Origin of the sequence: Burkholderia perseverans, from assembly GCF_022870505.1 — a bacterium.
Taxonomy (GTDB): Bacteria; Pseudomonadota; Gammaproteobacteria; order Burkholderiales; family Burkholderiaceae; genus Burkholderia; species Burkholderia plantarii.
Window position 1 is genome coordinate 3473792 of sequence record NZ_CP045094.1, and the last position, 16071, is coordinate 3489862.

Annotated in this window: 14 protein-coding genes; 5 read left to right on the top strand and 9 right to left on the bottom strand. The window is 66.7% G+C overall.

Translation table 11 applies throughout. The features are described 5' to 3' along the window. The first annotated feature begins 2 nt into the window (after window positions 1-2). The 3 genes from lspA (at window position 3) to dut (ending at window position 2327) form a co-directional block, all read left to right on the top strand. A complete protein-coding gene (gene lspA / locus BpN12_RS30040; RefSeq protein ID WP_042625804.1) occupies window positions 3-503 on the top strand; it encodes a signal peptidase II in 501 nt (166 codons plus the stop codon). Between the two features lie 83 nt (window positions 504-586). Next, complete coding sequence (gene coaBC / locus BpN12_RS30045; RefSeq protein WP_246795773.1) at window positions 587-1798, top strand: bifunctional phosphopantothenoylcysteine decarboxylase/phosphopantothenate--cysteine ligase CoaBC; 1212 nt, start codon at window positions 587-589, stop codon at window positions 1796-1798. 82 nt (window positions 1799-1880) lie between these two features. Beyond that, entirely contained in the window at window positions 1881-2327 is a 447-nt protein-coding gene (gene dut, locus BpN12_RS30050; protein WP_042625806.1) for a dUTP diphosphatase, read from the top strand. A 206-nt stretch (window positions 2328-2533) separates the two neighbouring features. Here dut and clpA read toward each other — a convergent pair whose 3' ends face one another. Both clpA and clpS read right to left on the bottom strand, forming a co-directional pair. After that, window positions 2534-4831 (bottom strand): ATP-dependent Clp protease ATP-binding subunit ClpA, encoded by a 2298-nt coding sequence (gene clpA / locus BpN12_RS30055; protein ID WP_246795774.1) that lies wholly within the window; start codon window positions 4829-4831, stop codon window positions 2534-2536. Then, the gene (gene clpS / locus BpN12_RS30060; protein ID WP_013699144.1) at window positions 4828-5142 is read right to left on the bottom strand and encodes an ATP-dependent Clp protease adapter ClpS; all 315 of its coding nucleotides are present in this window, start codon (window positions 5140-5142) and stop codon (window positions 4828-4830) included. Before clpS ends, clpA begins: the two co-directional genes overlap by 4 nt. Window positions 5143-5674: 532 nt before the next feature. Here clpS and BpN12_RS30065 point away from each other — a divergent pair. Further along, window positions 5675-5878, top strand: a complete 204-nt coding sequence (locus BpN12_RS30065; protein ID WP_004196460.1) for a cold-shock protein — start codon at window positions 5675-5677, stop codon at window positions 5876-5878. An 85-nt stretch (window positions 5879-5963) separates the two neighbouring features. Here the strand turns inward: BpN12_RS30065 and BpN12_RS30070 are convergent, their stop codons facing one another. From BpN12_RS30070 to BpN12_RS30095, 6 genes are all read right to left on the bottom strand, one after another. After that, on the bottom strand, window positions 5964-7592 hold the full coding sequence (locus tag BpN12_RS30070) for a multicopper oxidase family protein (protein ID WP_246795775.1): 1629 nt from the start codon (window positions 7590-7592) through the stop codon (window positions 5964-5966). A gap of 80 nt (window positions 7593-7672) precedes the next feature. Then, the gene (locus BpN12_RS30075) at window positions 7673-8038 is read right to left on the bottom strand and encodes a response regulator (protein ID WP_042625809.1); all 366 of its coding nucleotides are present in this window, start codon (window positions 8036-8038) and stop codon (window positions 7673-7675) included. A 23-nt stretch (window positions 8039-8061) separates the two neighbouring features. Next, the gene (locus BpN12_RS30080) at window positions 8062-9024 is read right to left on the bottom strand and encodes a chemotaxis protein CheX (protein ID WP_246795776.1); all 963 of its coding nucleotides are present in this window, start codon (window positions 9022-9024) and stop codon (window positions 8062-8064) included. A gap of 31 nt (window positions 9025-9055) precedes the next feature. Next, on the bottom strand, window positions 9056-9592 hold the full coding sequence (locus tag BpN12_RS30085) for a hypothetical protein (RefSeq protein WP_246795777.1): 537 nt from the start codon (window positions 9590-9592) through the stop codon (window positions 9056-9058). Beyond that, on the bottom strand, window positions 9589-10323 hold the full coding sequence (locus tag BpN12_RS30090) for a methyl-accepting chemotaxis protein (protein WP_246795778.1): 735 nt from the start codon (window positions 10321-10323) through the stop codon (window positions 9589-9591). Before BpN12_RS30090 ends, BpN12_RS30085 begins: the two co-directional genes overlap by 4 nt. Before the next feature lie 4 nt (window positions 10324-10327). Next, window positions 10328-12718 (bottom strand): ATP-binding protein, encoded by a 2391-nt coding sequence (locus tag BpN12_RS30095; protein ID WP_246795779.1) that lies wholly within the window; start codon window positions 12716-12718, stop codon window positions 10328-10330. A 620-nt stretch (window positions 12719-13338) separates the two neighbouring features. Between BpN12_RS30095 and BpN12_RS30100 the strand changes: the two genes are divergently transcribed. After that, window positions 13339-13566, top strand: coding sequence for a hypothetical protein (locus tag BpN12_RS30100; protein WP_246795780.1), 228 nt, complete (start codon window positions 13339-13341; stop codon window positions 13564-13566). Window positions 13567-13752: 186 nt separating this feature from the next. Here the strand turns inward: BpN12_RS30100 and BpN12_RS30105 are convergent, their stop codons facing one another. Further along, complete coding sequence (locus BpN12_RS30105; protein ID WP_246795781.1) at window positions 13753-15981, bottom strand: NADP-dependent isocitrate dehydrogenase; 2229 nt, start codon at window positions 15979-15981, stop codon at window positions 13753-13755. Window positions 15982-16071 lie beyond the last annotated feature (90 nt).

The window sequence follows — 16071 nt, forward strand, 5'->3', positions numbered from 1 at the left end:
ACATGGCGAAAACCCTGTCGAAATCCGCGAGCGGCTCGCTCGCGCCGTGGCTTGGCATTTCGCTGATCGTGATCCTGTTCGACCAGCTGACCAAGATCGCGGTGCTGAAGACCTTCGGCTACGGCGTGATGCACCCGATCACCGGGTTCTTCAACCTCACGCTGGTGTTCAACCGCGGCGCCGCGTTCGGCTTCCTGTCGGCCGCGAGCGGCTGGCAGCGCTGGGCGTTCACGGCGCTCGGCATCGCCGCGACGCTGGTGATCTGCTACCTGCTCAAGCGCCACGGCCATCAGCGCCTGTTCAGCCTGTCGCTCGCGTTGATCCTCGGCGGCGCGCTCGGCAACGTGATCGACCGGCTGATGTACGGTCACGTGATCGATTTTCTCGATTTTCACCTGCGCGGCTCGCACTGGCCGGCGTTCAACCTCGCCGACTCGGCGATCACGATCGGCGCCGTGCTGCTGGTCTACGACGAGTTGCGCCGCGTGCGCGGCACGCGCTGAGCACCGCCGTCTCGCCCGAGCCGCGCGGCGCGTGACAGGGCCGGGCCGCGTAGCGCCGGCCCGTTTCGTTACCGGAGGTCCAGTTGGAACATCAGGAACTCGCAGGAAAACATCTCGTGATCGGCATGACGGGCGGCATCGCCTGCTACAAGATCGCCGAGCTCACGCGCCTGCTGACCAAGGCCGGCGCGACCGTGCAGGTGGTGATGACCGAGGCGGCCACGCAGTTCATCACGCCGGTCACGATGCAGGCACTGTCGGGACGGCCCGTGTTCACGAGCCAGTGGGACGCGCGCGTCGACAACAACATGGCGCACATCGACCTGTCGCGCGAGGCCGACGCGATCGTGATCGCGCCCGCCTCGACCGATTTCCTCGCGAAGCTCGCGCACGGCTTCGCCGACGACCTGCTCTCGACGCTCTGCATCGCGCGCGACTGCCCGCTGCTGGTGGTGCCGGCCATGAACCGCCAGATGTGGCAGAACCCGGCCACCCAGCGCAACGCGGCGCAGCTGCGCGCCGACGGCGTGGCCGTGCTTGGCCCCGATTCGGGCGCGCAGGCCTGCGGCGAGGTCGGCGACGGGCGCATGCTCGAACCGGGCGCCATCTACGAGGCGATCGTCTCGCACTTCCGGCCGAAGCGGCTCGCCCGCCAGCGCGTGCTGATCACGGCCGGCCCGACCTTCGAGCCGCTCGACCCGGTGCGCGGGCTCACCAACCGCTCCAGCGGCAAGATGGGCTTCGCGCTCGCGCGCGCCGCGCAGCAGGCGGGCGCCGAGGTGCATCTGGTCGCCGGCCCGGTGCCGCTCGCGACGCCCTGGGGCGTCTACCGCGAGGACGTGCAGACCGCGCAGCAGATGCACGACGCGGTGATGCACGCGGTGGCCGACGCCGACCTGTTCATCGCGGTGGCCGCCGTGGCCGACTGGCGCGTCGACCAGCCCGCCGAGCACAAGATCAAGAAAACGGCCGACCAGCGGATGCCGGTGCTGAACTTCGTCGAGAATCCCGACATTCTGGCCACCGTCGCGGCGCTGCCCGATGCGCCCTACTGCGTCGGCTTCGCGGCCGAGAGCGGCGACCTCGACGTCCACGGCGAGGAAAAGCGCCGGCGCAAGCAGGTGCCGCTGCTGATCGGCAACCTCGGCCCGCTGACGTTCGGCCTCGACGACAACGAAGTCGTGCTGTTCGAGGCCAGCGGCGCCACACGCCTGCCCCGCGCGCCGAAAGCCACGCTCGCGCACACGCTGATCGACGAGATCGCAAAACGCCTGCCCGACACGCGCCTGATCTGATTCACGCAAGCCGCCGGGTCGCGACACAAGCCGCGGTCCGGCGCACGTTTCAATTCCACGACTCCTGCCAGCAACCCGCCGCATGAAACTCGACCTCAAGATCCTCGACGCGCGCATGCGCGAATACCTGCCGAACTACGCGACGCCGGGCAGCGCGGGCCTCGACCTGCGCGCCTGCCTCGACGCCCCCGTCACGCTGCAGCCGGGCGAGACGACGCTGGTGCCGACCGGGCTCGCGATCCACGTCGCCGATGCCCGTTACGCGGCGCTGATCCTGCCGCGCTCGGGGCTCGGCCACAAGCACGGCATCGTGCTCGGCAACCTGGTCGGCCTGATCGACTCGGACTACCAGGGCCAGCTGATGATCTCGACCTGGAATCGCGGGCAGACCGCGTTCACGCTCGATCCATTCGAGCGCCTCGCCCAGCTCGTGATCGTGCCGGTGGTGCAGGCGAGCTTCAATGTCGTCGAGGAATTCGCGCAGAGCGAGCGCGGCGAAGGTGGCTTCGGCAGCACCGGCCGCGGCTGAACACACCGGGCGGCGCCCGCCCGGGTCGCCGCGATTAGTAGGTTTATTCCATTCGAATCGCGTGCCGGCGACACGTCCGGCCCCGCACGCATGCACCGGATGCACAACAATCGGGCGCAAAAATGAAAAACGGCGCGGAGTGAATCCCGCGCCGTTCGGCTCACGCGTCGCCGCGTGCGGACCGGGTCGCCGGACCCGATCGACATTTACTCGACTTCGACCGTCTCTTCGCTCGGCTTCGGCGGCTCGGCCGAGTTGTCGAACGACAGTTGCACCGTATCGTTCTCGTCGACGTCCACCGTCACGCGGCCACCGCTGACCAGCTTGCCGAACAGCAGCTCGTCGGCCAGCGCACGGCGGATCGTATCCTGGATCAGCCGCTGCATCGGCCGCGCGCCCATCAGCGGATCGAAGCCGTGCTTCGACAGGTACTTGCGCAGCGCGTCGGTGAACAGCGCATCCACCTTCTTCTCGTGCAGCTGGTCTTCCAGCTGGATCAGGAACTTGTCGACCACGCGCATGATGATTTCCTCATCGAGCGAGCGGAAGCTGATGGTCGAGTCGAGGCGGTTGCGGAACTCCGGCGTGAACAGGCGCTTGATCTCGGCCATTTCGTCGCCGGTTTCGCGGCGCGTCGTGAAACCGATCGTGCCCTTCTGCATCGACTCGGCGCCCGCGTTCGTCGTCATGATGATGATGACGTTGCGGAAATCCGCCTTGCGGCCGTTGTTGTCGGTCAGCGTGCCGTGGTCCATCACCTGCAGCAGCACGTTGAAGATGTCCGGATGCGCCTTCTCGATTTCGTCGAGCAGCAGCACGCAGTGCGGCTTCTTCGTGACGGCCTCGGTCAGCAGGCCGCCCTGGTCGAAGCCGACGTAGCCCGGGGGCGCACCGATCAGCCGGCTCACCGCGTGACGCTCCATGTATTCCGACATGTCGAAGCGGATCAGCTCGATGCCGAGCGTGAACGCGAGCTGCCGCGCCACTTCGGTCTTGCCGACGCCGGTCGGGCCGGAGAACAGGAACGCGCCGATCGGCTTGTCGAGCTTGCCGAGGCCGGCCCGCGCCATCTTGATCGAGGCCGCCAGCGCGTCGATCGCCGGATCCTGGCCGAACACCACGCTCTTCAGGTCGCGATCGAGCGTCTGCAGCTTGCTGCGATCGTCCTGCGAAACGCTTTGCGGCGGGACACGCGCGATCTTCGAGATGATTTCCTCGATTTCGGCCTTGCCGATCGTCTTCTTCTGCTTCGACTTCGGCAGGATCCGCTGCGCGGCGCCGGCCTCGTCGATCACGTCGATCGCCTTGTCCGGCAGATGCCGGTCGGTGATGAACCGCGACGACAGCTCGGCGGCCGCCGACAGCGCGCCCGACGAATACTTGACGCCGTGATGTTCCTCGAAGCGCGACTTCAGCCCACGCAGGATCGCTACCGTCTGCTCGACGCTCGGCTCGTTCACGTCGACCTTCTGGAAGCGCCGCGACAGCGCCGCGTCCTTCTCGAAGATGCCGCGATATTCGGTGAAGGTGGTCGCGCCGATGCACTTCAGGTTGCCCGACGACAGCGCCGGCTTGAGCAGGTTCGACGCGTCGAGCGTGCCGCCCGATGCGGCGCCCGCGCCGATCAGCGTGTGGATCTCGTCGATGAAGAGGATCGCGTGCGGCCGCTCCTTCAGTTCCTTCAGCACCGTCTTCAGACGCTGCTCGAAGTCGCCGCGGTATTTCGTGCCCGCCAGCAGCGCGCCCATGTCGAGCGAGAACACCTGCGCGTTCGCGAGGATGTCCGGCACCTCGCCGCGCGTGATGCGCCACGCCAGGCCCTCGGCGATCGCGGTCTTGCCGACCCCGGCCTCGCCGACCAGCAGCGGGTTGTTCTTGCGACGGCGGCAGAGCACCTGCACGACGCGCTCGACCTCGGTCTCGCGACCGATGAGCGGATCGATGCGGCCGTCCTTGGCCATCTGGTTCAGGTTCTGCGTGAACTGCGCGAGCGGCGTTTCCTTCTGCGCATTGGCATCCTCGGACTCCGGCGTGCCTTCGCCCGCCTTTGCCGCGTCGGCGCTGCCCGTCTTCGCGATGCCGTGCGAAATGAAGTTCACGACGTCCAGGCGCGTCACGCCCTGCTGCTGCAGGTAGTAGACGGCGTGCGAATCCTTCTCGCCGAAGATCGCCACCAGCACGTTCGCGCCGGTAACTTCCTTCTTGCCGTTCGACGTCGACTGGACGTGCATGATGGCGCGCTGGATCACGCGCTGGAAACCGAGCGTCGGCTGGGTGTCGACGTCGTCGGTACCGGGCACCGTCGGTGTGTTGTCGTGGATGAAGTTGCGCAGGTTCTGGCGCAGGTCCTCGATGTTGGCCGCGCATGCGCGCAACACTTCGGCCGCCGTCGGGTTGTCCAGCAGCGCAAGCAACAGGTGTTCGACCGTTATGAATTCGTGCCGCGCCTGGCGCGCTTCCATGAACGCCATGTGCAGGCTGACTTCCAATTCCTGGGCAATCATGCTTCCTCCATCACGCACTGCAGCGGATGCCCTGCCTGCCGCGCATGGGTAACGACTTGCTCAACTTTGGTCGACGCGATGTCCCGCGTATAGACCCCACATACCCCCCGTCCCTCGCGATGTACCTTCAGCATGATCTGCGTCGCGGTTTCGCGGTCCTTCTTGAAATACTCCTGCACCACCATCACGACGAATTCCATCGGGGTGAAATCGTCGTTGAGCAGCACCACCTTGTACATCGAAGGCGGCTTCAGCTTCTGCTCGCTGCGTTCCAGGACGGTGTTGTCCTGCTTGTCCGGGATGATCGCCATACACCCATTCTAAACAACTCGGACAGGCCCGCAATCCTGTCATTAACCAGCCTTGCGGCCGGCACCGTTCTGACTGCATGCTCACAGATCTGCGTGGTAGGCGCGAAGTGAAGTCCGGCTCGCGGCACCGGCCCCCTCATCGTGCATGCGACCACGGAACCGCTACCGTGACGCGACGCTCGGATCGAGTATCCCATATTCCCGGCAAGCTCGAAGGCCTGTCGTCCGAGGCTGGTATATGGGCCGATTATGGGGCTTTTCAAGCATTGCTGCTTGGCACGCGAATGACGCTGGAAAGCCGGATAAACCCTGAAAATGGGTTCTTTACAACGACCCCCAAACCGCCGACAAATTCCCCTTGACACTCAAATAAAGAGCGCCAACAATCAAGCTGGCACTTTTTTCTTTTTGTCTTTCTTGACGACGGAGAATGGGCCGAGGTGAGCTTGTGAGGGGGGAACGGCTGCATTTGCCGGTCGTTTAGCTTTTCGAGCGTGCTCGTGGTAACGACTGAGTGACAGGGGAAGTAGGTATGGCAACTGGTATCGTCAAGTGGTTCAATGACGCGAAGGGCTTCGGCTTCATTACGCCCGATGAAGGCGGCGAAGATCTGTTTGCACATTTCTCGGCCATCAACATGCAGGGTTTCAAGACCCTGAAGGAAGGCCAGAAGGTGAGCTTCGAGGTCGTACAAGGCCCGAAGGGCAAGCAAGCTTCGAATATCCAGGCAGCCTGAGCGCATTGGATTCTCGATAAAAACCCGGCTTCTGCCGGGTTTTTTTTCGCCGCTACCCAGGCGGCCTGCGCCCGGGCGGGCAGCCTCAGATGACCTTCAAGGTGCCCATCATGCCGAGATCCTCGTGTTCGAGGATGTGGCAGTGGAACATCCGCTCGCCGGCCTCGTGCTGGACCGTGGCGATCCGCACCGTCTCGCCCTTCCTGACGTTCACGGTATCGCGCCACGCGCGGTAGGGCTCCGGCGTGCGCCGCCCGCGCAGTTCGCGCTCGACCACCTGGAACTGCGTGCCGTGCAGATGGAACGGGTGGTCCATGTCGGTGGTGTTCGTGATGCTCCACAGTTCGACGTCGCCGCGCCGGCTCGTCAGCGTCGCGCGATGCGGCGACCAGGTCTGCCCGTTCACCATGAAACGCATGCCGGCCGGGCGCTTGCCCGGCGCCGAGGCCATCATCGCGTTCATGTCCATCGCCTCGCCGAACGTCACCGACTTGCGCGCCACCGGCTTGCTGAGCGGCGGCACCACGCGCAGCACGGCCGGCACCGCGCGCGCCGGCGCCGGCGCGAAGCTCAGGTCCGCGAGCGGCAGCGGCGGATCGGGCGGCAGCGACGGATCGTCGTCGTCCGACATCGCCATGGCCATCTTGCTGCGGTCGTAGGTGGCCGCGCGCAGCACGGCGCGAGAGGCCTGCTCGCCCGCGCGCACCAGCAGCTCGGCGCGCTCGCCCGGCGCGAGCAGCAGCGTCGTTACGCGGCGCGGCTGCTCGAACAGGCCGCCGTCGGTGCCGACCTGCTCGAAGGCGCGGCCGTCGTCGAACGACAGGTTCAGGAAGCGCGCGCTGCTGCCGTTCCAGACGCGCCAGCGCTCGTCGCCGGCCACCTCCAGATGCGGGCGGCGCGCGCCGTTGACGAGCGCGAACTGGCCTTCGCGGCCGTTCATCCAGTCCATCATGTCGTTCGGGGCGATCGTGCCGTCGGCGGCCAGCTTCAGGTCCGACACGAACAGCTGGCGCTCGGGCCAGCCGGCGAGCGGATCGTCGGCCGCGCGCACCACGATCGGCCCGGCCAGGCCGCGAAACACCTGCTCGGCCGTCATCATGTGCGGATGGGGGTGGTACCAGTAGGTGCCGGCACTGCCCTTCGGCAACGTGAAGCGGTAGGTGCGCGACGCGCCGGGCTCGATCAGTGCGAGCGGGTTGCCGTCCTGGTCGGGCGGCACCGGCAGGCCATGCCAGTGAATCGTGGTCGGCTGCGGCAGATGATTGACGACGTGGATCTCGACAGCGTCGCCCTCGTGCAACTCGATCAGCGGGCCGACGGCGGAACCCGTCGCCGCCTCGCCGTAGAGCCACATGGTGGTGGGCGCCGCGCCGGGCAGCAGCTGCCGCGCGACCGGCTGCGCGACGAGCGTCGCACGGAATTGCCCCGGTGTCGTGCTTTCGTTGGCCAGCACGCGCAGCGGCGCGAGCGGCGCGCCCGCGGGCAGCGCGTCGGCGGCCGCGAGCGTGCCGTCACCGGCCGCCGCGTCGCGGGCGGGCGCCGCCGTGACCGAAGCCGCCGGCGCCGCCTGCATGCCGTCCATGCCAGCCATGCCGCTCATCGGCCCCATACCATGCGACGCCTCCACCGCCGGCGCCTTCGCGAGCGCGCCGCGCGCGAATGCGAGCGAAGCCGCCGCGCCGAGCGCGCGGCGGAGAAATTGCCTGCGTATCATCGATCGAATCCCGTGTCAGAGAAGCAATGACGATACACCGGCGCGCGCGCCGCGGCAGCGGCAAAACGCGCAGTTTCGCGTCAGACCGCGAGCTTGCGGAACGTCTCGAGCACCGCCTCGCCGCGGAACGGCTTGACGATCCAGCCGCGCACGCCGGCCGCCTTGCCGCGCTCCTTCATCGCCGGGCTGCTTTCGGTGGTCAGCATCACGACGTTGACCGAGGCGTTGCCGAGTTCGCTGCGGATCTTCTCGACCATCGTCAGCCCGTCCATGTTCGGCATGTTCACGTCGCTGACCACCAGGCGGATGCCCGGGCTCGACTTCAGCTTCGCCAGGCCGTCCTTGCCGTCCACCGCCGTTTCCACCTCGAGCCCGTTCTTGCGCAGGAAACCCGCCACTTCGTCGCGCACCGTGCTCGAATCGTCCACTACCAGAATCTTTGCCATGTCCGTTGTCTTCCGTCTGTTGCTTAAAACCAGTCGAGCTCGCCCGCGTCGACCATCTCGCCGACCGCCTGCGCGTGATCGTCGAACGACTCCGGCGACCATTGCAGGCTGAACACGAAACGCTGGTGCAGCGTGACGGTGCGGCCCGACTTGTCGTCGGTCACCCGATACTTGAAACACAGTTGCGGGTTCTCGGACCCGAACGAGATGTACTTGTGCTTGTGGTTCACGAGCAGCGGCACCTGCACCGAGCTCGAGGCCGGCACGTTGCTGCTGCCGAGGAAGCGATCCTTGAACGCGCCCCAGACCAGATTCGTCAGCTCGCCGAGCACGCCGTTCAGGTCGCGGAAGTCCGGCGCCTTGTCGTCCGGGTGCATCGCGGCCACGAAGTCGAGCATCGGCTGCTCGTCGGTCTGCATCATCATGTAGCCGCGGCACCACGCGCTTTCCAGTGCGATCAGGCTGAACACCTCGCCGAAGATGATCTGATCGCGCACGATGCACGGCGTTTCGCATTCGATCGTCATGCCGCGGAAGATCGTGGCGAGGCGCGCCTCGGTGATCTCCTCGATGCCGCGCACCAGCGCGTTCGGATAGGCGAGGCTGAACAGGTATTCGTCGACGGCGCGGCGCAGCGGCTCCAGGTCGGGCAGCGCGTAGCTCGCGCAGGCCACGCGCTTGAGCGCTTCGGGCAGGCCGTCGTCGCCGCTGCCGTCGGGACGGCGCACGATGATCGGCAGTTCGGGGCGCAGCGCGTCGATCTGCGCGGCCACCGCGGCGGCCTCGTCGGCCGAGCCGCCGTAGTCGAACGAGAGCAGCACCGCGCCGAGGTCGATGTTCGAGCGCAGCACCTTCAGCAGCCGGTTGCGGCGCGCCTTGAGCCCGACCAGATTGTGCTCGTCGCAGAACCGGCGGATCGCGTCGAGGTGGGTCTCGCTGTCGTCGAGCACCAGCACCTTGCTGACGGGCGTATCGTGAGTCGTCATTGCTTCTCCGAGGGTTCGTTCGGTTCTTCCATCAAAACATTTCGAGCTCGCCCGCGCCCGAATCGACGTCGAGCGTCTCCGCCACGAAGTCGACCTGCGCGTTCGCGCAGACGCAAAGCGTGGCGCCCAGCCGCACCGAGCCGCCCACCATCAGGTCATACGCGGCCACGTGGTCGGGCTTCAACTCGATCAGATGCGCGGCGCTCGCGCCGTTCAGGCCATACGGCGTCGACATCCCGAGATCGGGGAAATGCTCGACGAGCGCCTGGTTGATCGCGCCGCAGCAGAGGTTCGCGACTTCCATGAACGCCTCGCGTAGCGGCCGCTGCCCGGTCGCGCCGTCGCTGCCGATGTAATAGGCGCGCGTCGTCTCGTCGTCGCGGTAGTGCAGCAGCAGCAGCAGGCGAAAGCGCAGCGACGAGATGGTCAGCACGATCACCTCGACGCCGCGCGACACGTCCGGCGCCTCGCGCGGCGTGATCTCGCAGACGCCGTCGGTCGCGAGCCGCGCCCGCGCCGCGCCGAAGAAGATCCGCTCGAAGCTCTCGCGCGCGTTCGCGCCGATCACGATTCGCTCCGTTCGAGCCGGTCGCGCAGCTGCGTCGCCAGCAGGTCGACGTTGCCGAGCGAGGCGGTGATCATCTTGCCGCCCGCCTGGATGTCCTGGAACGTGGCGGTGGTCACGAGGTCGTTGCGGTTCAGGCTGTCCTGGTAGCTCTTGGAAAGCTCCTGCGAACGCGAGGCGAGCGAACGCACCTCGCTCGCCACGATCGAGAAGCCGCGTCCCGCCGTGCCGGCGCGCGCGGCCTCGATCGAGGCGTTCAGCGAGACGATCAGCACGTGCGCGACGATCGACGAGAGCTCGTGATTCTTCGCATGCATGTCCTGGTTCTGCGTCATCAGCGAGCTCATCTGCTCGTGCCAGCGCTCGAACGTCCCGGTCAGGCTACGCAGCCGCGCGGACTCGGTGGCGATCCGCTCGGCCAGCGCACGCGCGGCGTCACGCTCGTCGACGGCCTTCGCGAGCGACTCGCGCACCGCCGCGATCTGCGCGGCTGCCTCCTCGAGCGACTCGTTGAGCGACTGCTCGCGCGCGGCCGCCTGCTCCGCGTCCTCGTCGCGGCGCGCCGCCCAGTCGGCTTCCGCCGCCACGGCGCGCGCCGCGGCGGCACCCTGCTCGGCTTCGAGCCGGCCCACTTCGGCCAGCGCGCGCGCCGCGCGCAGGTACATGACGCAGCCGAATCCGATGGCCGCGATCGCGACCACCACCAGCCCTGCTACCCAGATTCCACCCATCATCGCGTTACGCCCGATCGATCGCCTGGTCGTCGCGCGCCGCTTCGTCGGCGTTCGTGACCTCGATGCCGACGCTGTCGACGGCGTAGTTGTCCGGCAGGCTGACGATGGTCTGGAAGCGCCGGAACGCGGCGCCCTGGCGATCGTCCGTGAAGCGCAGCGAGATGCTGCCGCCGGCGCGCACCACGAAGCTGCGCACCGCATCCATGCCCACGCCGCGGCCCGACACGTCGGTGACGGCGCTGGCGGTCGAGAAGCCGGGGCGGAAGATCAGCGCGGCGACGGCCTCGTCGTCGTTCGCCACGGCCGCGTCGTCGAGCCAGCCGCGTTCGCCGGCGATCGAGCGGATCCGCTCCAGCGCGAGGCCGCGGCCGTCGTCGCTGACGGTGATCTGCAGCATGCCGGCGTCGACGCCGACCTCGATGTCGATCGTGCCTTCGTCGGCCTTGCCCGCGGCGCGGCGCGCCTCGGGCGCTTCGATGCCGTGGTCGAGCGCGTTGCGCAGCAGGTGCATGAAGACGTCCTTGATCACCGTCGCCGCTTCGCTGCGCACGCGATAACCGTTGTCGTCGATGCGCACCACCGGTGCCGCCTTGCCGAGATCGGCGGCCAGCGCCGGCAGCGATTCGGTCACGCCGGCGATCATGCCGCCGAGCGTTTCGGTGCCGAGCAGGCGCAGCGTGTCGCGCACCGAATCGCGCATCGTCAGCCAGTTATGCGGGTCCGACGGATCGGCCGAGTCGAGCAGACGCAGGCTTTCATGGATCCGCGCGCGCTCCACCACCAGATAGCGATCCGGCTCGGCGCCCGTGGCCGGGCCGCGACGGTTCAGGCTCACGTTGTTGATGGTCGCGTAGTGGTCGAGCGCCTCGCGCACGCGCGCCAGGTCGCTCATCAGCTCGTGCTGGTCCCACTCGCGCGCCGCTTCCGCACTGCGCAGCTCGTCGTAGACCTGCTCGGCCTCGTGGACGATGTTGGTCAAATGCTGGAGGCTGTAGGTCCGCGCATTGCCCTTGATGGTGTGCATGTTGCGGAACAGCTCGGCCAGCGCGGAGCTGTCGGCGCGCTCGTGCTGGCGGATGATGCGTTCGTTCTCGTGCAGGAAGCCGGTGGCGCTCTCGACGAAATCGTGGAACTTGTCCTGGCTGACCGCGAGGATCTCGCCGATCATCTCCAGGCGGCGGCGCTGCTCGTTGGCCTGGGCCGACAGCGCACGCAGCTCGGTCACGTCACGCACGCAGAGCATCAGGCGCACGATGGTGCCGGTCTCGTCGGTGATCGCCGACCACGACAGGTCGAGGCGCTTCTCGGCGCCGTTCGGCATGCGCTTGCCGATCTCGTTGACGAGCAGATGCTGGTTGAACTCGAAGTTGATGCCGTCCTCGCCGAGGCACGCGTCGATCGCCGCGTCGATCTGCGCGAGGCCGTCCGAACCGACGTCCGAATCGGCGAACACGAGTTCCATGGCCGGCCGGCCGGCGATGTCGCCGGTCTCGAAGATGCGCTCGAGGAACGCCGAGTACTCGCGATGCACGGTGCCGCCCGGCACGATCGTCAGGATGCCCTGCTGCATGTTCTGCAGCATCGCCTGGATGTCGGCGGTGCGCTGCTTGAGTTGCGCGGCGTTGCGCTGGATCGTCTCGATCATGCCGTTGAACGCGACGATCGAGCGGCCGATTTCGTCCATCCGGCCCACCGGCACGCGGCGCGTGAAGTCCTGGCTCGACGCGATCTCGCTCATCATCTCCTGCATCCGGCCGAGCGGGCGCACGATCTGGCGATAGAGCATCAGGCCGACGCCGATCAGCACCACGATCACGATGCCCGCGACGATCGCGATCGTCATCGTGGTGGTGGCCAGCATGCCGTTCAGCGTGGAGATCGCCTCGTCCTTCTGGCGGTTCTTCTCGATGCGCAGCGTCTCGATGATGCCTTCGAGCTCGTCGCGGTACTGGGCAACGTTGGCGAACAGGTAGGCCTGCGCCAGTTCGTTCTTGCCCTCCGACTTCATCTTCGCGGTGTCGTGGATCGCGTCGAAGTAGTTGGTGAGGCTGTCGCGCGCCTGCGAGATCAGCCCGGTCTGTGCCTGGCCCGTCGCCGAGCGGCCCTGCACGTCGAGCGCCGCGCGCAGCGACGCTTCCTTGGTATTCAGTTCGGTGAGCGCCTGCGACGCCATGTTCGCGTCGGGGGCGTAGACGAGCGTCATCATCGCGATCTGGACGTCCTTCAGGTCGGCGACGAGATCGGAGGAGGCGAGTGCGCTCGGTACGACGCCCTGCGTCACCTGACGAACGCTTGCCGCGCTGCGCTGCGCCTGATAGACGGCGTAGCCGCCGATCGCTGCGAGCGCAACGAACATCAGTGCGACAAGCAACGTAATGCGATGTCGGATGGTCATGTGAATCCCCGTAGCAGCCATATGTGTGAGTCCGGCCCGCCCGTCCGCTCGACTTTGAAAATCGGACGAATCGCCGGGCGGGCGCATTATGGCTACCGCCATATGACTTAACGATGACCCCCCGGGAATCGAGCACGAAATGAAGTGTTTTGGCGCCGTTTCGCGAACGAAGCCTCAAGTTTCGAAAACGGCCGCCGTTAATATACGGCCGAATGGCGACTTAATCGCTCCCTTTTTCTTCCCGGCCGCCTCTCCCGCTTCACTCCCCCAGCATCGAAGCCCGTTATTTTTCACGATACGGAACGCTGCCGCGTGTCGTAAAAAATCATGATGCGGAGCACCAAAAGGCGTTTTCGCGATGTCGCAACGCGTTCCGCCATTCGAAACGCCTCACATAAATCATTGTTTTCAATCGATTATTTTTGTTTCGAGCAGCCGCTCTATGCGCTCGATCGGCGCGCGCCGCCCACGTAGACTGGTTTCCATGGATCGACGCAACGCGAGGGGCCACGGCATGCCCGCCCCCTCGCCCGCCACCGGCGCGGACGTCGACGAGCCGGCTCCCGCCGCGCGGCGGGAACGCAACCGATTTCTTTCTTGAATGGTGGACGGAGGCTGATATGAAGGGATTTCGCTATGGATCGGACCAGGGGTCGTTCTACATCCTGCCGGGCAACGACGGCTGGGAGGCGACGTTCGGCAACGAATCGCTGGGCGAGTTCAAGAGCCCGGAGCATGCGGTCGATCATCTCGCGCGCGGCGCGCACTGCGAGGCGCTCGACGAGGTCGACACCTCGACGCTCGAGATTCCCGGGCAGATCGACGATTGGGAAATCGTCCATGTGTAAACGGCGAACGGCGGGCGCGTGCCTTGTCGCACGTGCCCGCCGTTCCCCGCCGCCGCGCGACGCCTTGCGCGGACGGCCATGCGACGCGCGCGGTGAGGCCCACCACCCGCGCCGCGCTTGTTTCGGTGCCCCGCTACCGCCGCCGCGCGCTCACGCGCCCGCCAGCCTCGGCACCGCCCGCGCGGCTTACGCCAGCGCGTCGATCACGCCGTTGAGCGTCGCGCTCGGGCGCATCGCCTGGCTCGTCAGCGAGGCGTCCGGACGGTAGTAGCCGCCGATGTCGACCGGCTTGCCCTGCGCCGCGCCGAGTTCCTCGACGATGCGTGCCTCGTTTTCCGTCAGCGTCTTCGCGACCCCGGCGAACTGCGCGGCCAGCTCCGCGTCCTCGGTCTGCGCGGCCAGCGCCTGCGCCCAGAACAGGCTCAGGTAGAAATGGCTGCCGCGGTTGTCGATGCCGCCCACCTTGCGTGCCGGCGAACGGTTCTCGTCGAGGAACTTGCCGGTGGCCTGGTCGAGCGTCTTCGCGAGCACCAGCGCCTTCGGGTTGTGGTACGCGTTGCCGAGGTGCTCGAGCGAGGCGGCCAGCGCGAGGAATTCGCCGAGCGAATCCCAGCGCAGGAAGCCTTCCTCGTTGAACTGCTGCACGTGCTTCGGCGCCGAACCGCCCGCGCCGGTTTCGAACATGCCGCCGCCGGCCATCAGCGGCACGATCGACAGCATCTTCGCGCTGGTGCCCAGTTCCATGATCGGGAACAGGTCGGTCAGGTAGTCGCGCAGCACGTTGCCGGTCACCGAGATCGTGTCCTTGCCGGCGCGGATGCGCTCGAGCGAGAAACGCGTCGCCTCGACGGGCGGCAGGATGCGGATGTCGAGGCCGCTCGTGTCGTGATCCTTCAGGTACTGCTCGACCTTCTTGATGATCTGCGCGTCGTGGGCGCGTGCGGCGTCGAGCCAGAACACAGCCGGCGTGTTCGAGGCGCGCGCGCGGTTCACGGCCAGCTTGACCCAGTCCTGCACCGGCGCGTCCTTGGTCTGGCACATGCGCCAGATGTCGCCCGACTTCACCGGCTGCTCGAGCAGCACGTTGCCGGCTTCGTCGGTCACGCTCACCACGCCGTCGGCGGTGATCTGGAACGTCTTGTCGTGCGAACCGTATTCCTCGGCCGCCTGCGCCATCAGGCCGACGTTCGGCACGCTGCCCATGGTGACCGGATCGAACGCGCCGTGCTGTTTGCAGTCGTCGATCACGGCCTGGTAGAAGCCCGCGTAGCAGCGGTCCGGAATCACGGCCTTGGCGTCGTGCAGCTTGCCGTCCGCGCCCCACATGCCGCCCGAGTCGCGGATCATGGCCGGCATCGAGGCGTCGACGATCACGTCGCTCGGCACGTGCAGGTTCGTGATGCCCTTGTCCGAGTTGACCATCGCAAGGTGCGGACGCTTTTCGTACTGGGCCTTGATGTCGGCTTCGATCTCGGCGCGCGTCTCGGCCGGCACGTCCTTCAGGCGCGCGTACAGGTCGCCGATGCCGTTGTTCGGGTTGAAGCCGATCCTGACGAGCGTCTCGGCATGCTTGGTCAGCACGTCCTCGTAGAACACCGACACGAACTGGCCGAACAGGATCGGGTCGGAGACCTTCATCATGGTCGCCTTCAGGTGGACCGAGAACAGCACGTCCTTGGCCTTCGCGTCGGCGATCTGCGCTTCGATGAAGCTGCGCAGCGCGGTGCGGCTCATCACCGAGGCGTCGATGATTTCCCCGGCCTTGACCGCGGTCTTTTCCTTCAGCACCTTCTTCGTGCCGTCGGCTGTGGTCAGCTCGATCCTGACGCTGCCGGCCGCGCCGATCAGCGCCGACTTCTCGCTGCCGTAGAAGTCGCCTTCGCTCATGTGGGCGACGTGCGACTTCGAATCGGCGGTCCAGGCGCCCATCTTGTGCGGGTGCTTGCGGGCGTAGCTCTTGACCGACAGCGGCGCGCGGCGGTCCGAGTTGCCTTCGCGCAGCACCGGGTTCACGGCGCTGCCCTTGATCTTGTCGTAGCGGGCCTTGGCGTCCTTCTCGGCGTCGCTGGTCGCTTCGTCGGGATAGTTCGGCAGCTTGTAGCCCTGCGCCTGCAGTTCGGCGATCGCGGCCTTGAGCTGCGGCACCGAGGCGCTGATGTTCGGCAGCTTGATGATGTTCGCCTCGGGGCGCAGCGTCAGCTGGCCGAGCTCGGCGAGATCGTCGCTGATCTTCTGCTCGGGCGTGAGCGCCTCGGGGAACGCGGCGATGATGCGGCCGGCCAGCGAGATGTCGCGGGTTTCGACGGCCACGCCCGACGAGTGCGTGAAGGCCTTGACGATCGGCAGCAGCGAATAGGTCGCCAGCGCCGGAGCTTCGTCGGTAAGGGTGTAGATGATCTTGGACGAGGTGGACATGGTTGATGCGTTGCTACGAAAAATTGACAGAAGATCGCTGACAGCGAACCCAACGGGCCGCGATCGAACCGACCGCGAAGAAGCGCCGAC